3 protein-coding genes are annotated in these 2,204 nt (G+C 72.6%); all 3 read right to left on the bottom strand.

What is annotated here, in order from left to right; translation table 11 throughout:
* The coding region (locus tag I59_RS18870) for a DUF4233 domain-containing protein (RefSeq protein WP_022902381.1) at positions 1 to 378 on the bottom strand (378 nt) is incomplete at its 3' end.
* Positions 375 to 1,847, bottom strand: coding sequence for a folylpolyglutamate synthase/dihydrofolate synthase family protein (locus I59_RS01605; RefSeq protein ID WP_022902380.1), 1,473 nt, complete (start codon positions 1,845 to 1,847; stop codon positions 375 to 377). The genes I59_RS18870 and I59_RS01605, both read right to left, overlap by 4 nt.
* Positions 1,844 to 2,204: DUF5915 domain-containing protein (locus tag I59_RS18865; protein ID WP_042726362.1), on the bottom strand; the 361-nt coding region annotated here is incomplete at its 5' end. The genes I59_RS01605 and I59_RS18865, both read right to left, overlap by 4 nt.

Below are 2,204 nucleotides of genomic sequence, written 5' to 3'. Positions count from 1 at the left end.
CTTGACGAAGCAGTAGACCCACAGCGCCAGGAACACCGCGCCCACCGCGAACATGAACGGCTCGATGAATCCGGTGGCGAGGATGGCCGCCTGCAGCAGCCACCCGAACCATACACCGGCGCGCTTGCCGGTCAGCCGCGAGGCCAGCGCCAGCACGACGATCGCGCCGACGCCCCCGCCGAACGCGACGGCCGGGGGCAGCGTCTGCTTCCCGAACGTCACGAGCATCGGGAAGAAGAACATCACGGCCTCGAGCCCGAGGGTGATCGCGAGGAGGCTCTCGCGGGCACCGCGGTCACGTCGCGGCGTCCGCTGGCGGGGCGCGCGTGTCGGCCGTCCCGACCGCTCCGGCCTGGAGGCACGGCTCGGCTCCGTCACTTCGTCCCGCCTTCCGCGTGCACCAGGTCCATGACCGCGCCCACCATCACGATGGAGCCGGCGACGAGCACCATCGCGTCCTCGGCATCCGCCTCGTCCGCGAGGTCCCGCGCTTCCTGCAGGGCCTGGTCGAGGGCGGGTTCGACGACGACCCGGTCCGGTCCGACCTCGTCGACGACGATCCGCGCGAAGGCGTCGGCGTCGAGCGCCCGCTCCCCCGGAGGCTGCGTCACGACGAACGTCTGCACGGTGTCCTTGAGCGCGCGCACGAAGCCCCGGGCGTCCTTGTCGCCGAGGATCCCGACGACGCCGACGACGTGCTCGGACGGGAACGCCACCGGGAGCGCCTCGGCGAGTGCCCGGGCACCGTGCGGGTTGTGCGCGGCGTCCACGACGACCACGGGGTCCTGGGCGATCGGCTGGAGGCGACCGGGGCTCGTCGCCGCGGCCAGGCCCTCGGAGAGCACGTCCTCGTCGAGCGCCTGCGAGCCCCGACCGAGGAACGACTCGACCGCGGCGATCGCGACGGCTGCGTTGTGGGCCTGGTGCGCGCCGAACAGCGGCACGAACAGGTCGTCGTAGGTGCCGGCGAGGCCCTGCACGCTGACGAGCTGGCCGCCGACCGCCGGTGTGTCGCTCGTCACGCGGAAGCCGGTGCCCTCGACCGACAGCGTCGACTCGGTGAGCTCGGCGGCTCGCTCGAGTTCGGCGAGTGCGTCCGGCGTCTGCGCGCTCGAGACCACGGCCGAGGACGGCTTGATGATGCCGGACTTGGTGCGCGCGATCTCGGCGACGGTGTTGCCGAGCTGCTTCGCGTGGTCCATGGCGATCGGGGTGAAGACCGCGACCTGGCTCTGCACGACGTTGGTGGAGTCCCACTCGCCGCCCATGCCGACCTCGATCACGGCGACGTCCACGGGCGCCTCGGCGAAGCAGGCGAGCGCGAGCACCGTGAGCGCCTCGAAGAACGTCAGCGGCAGTTCGCCCTTCGCCGAGAGCTCCTGGTCGGTCATCTCGAGGATCGGGGCGATGTCGTCCCAGTTCTCGACGAACCGGTCGGCGGCGATGGGCTCCCCGTCGATCACGATGCGCTCCCGGATCGACACCAGGTGCGGGCTCGTCATGAGCCCGGTGCGGAGGCCGTGGGCGCGCACGATGCTCTCGGTCATCCGCGCGGTCGAGGTCTTGCCGTTCGTGCCGGTGACGTGGATGACCGGGTAGGACAGGTGCGGGTCGCCGAGGAGCTCGACGGCGCGCCGCGTGGCGCTCAGCCGGTGCTCGGGCGACTGCTCGCCGATCCGGGCGTAGAGGGCGGCCTGCACGCGCCGGACCTCGTCGTCGTCGCCGTCGGCGGGCGAGGGGTCGACGGGGGCCGGTGCGGCCGGGCCCGCGGGGATCTCGATGCCGTCGGCGTCGAGCCGTCCGTCATCGTGCTGGTCGTCGTCGTGCTGCGTGTTCTCGTCGCTCATGCGCGTGCCACCTCCACGGACACCTTCGCTGCCTCGCCGACGTCGGTCGTGGTCGCGTCCGTCGCGAGCGGGACGACCTCGACCGCCGTCGCGAGGGTCTCCCCCGCGATGAGGTCGCGGTGCGCCCGGACCGCGTCGGCGGCGTCGTCGGACACCCCCAGCGTCAGGACGATCCGGTCGCTGACGTCGAGGTCGGCGTCGCGGCGCGCCTGCTGCACGGCACGGACGACGTCACGCGCCAGGCCCTCGGCTTCGAGCTCGGCCGTCGTCACCGTGTCGAGCACGACGAAGCCGCCGCCGTCGAGGAACGCCACGGCCACGGAGTCGTCCGCCACCGTGAGGTCGAGCGAGACTCGC

This window comes from Curtobacterium sp. B8, assembly GCF_000333315.1.
GTDB lineage: Bacteria > Actinomycetota > Actinomycetes > Actinomycetales > Microbacteriaceae > Curtobacterium > Curtobacterium luteum.
Note: the sequence above shows the minus strand (reverse complement) of the source record. Positions and strands in the feature narration are given on the sequence as shown.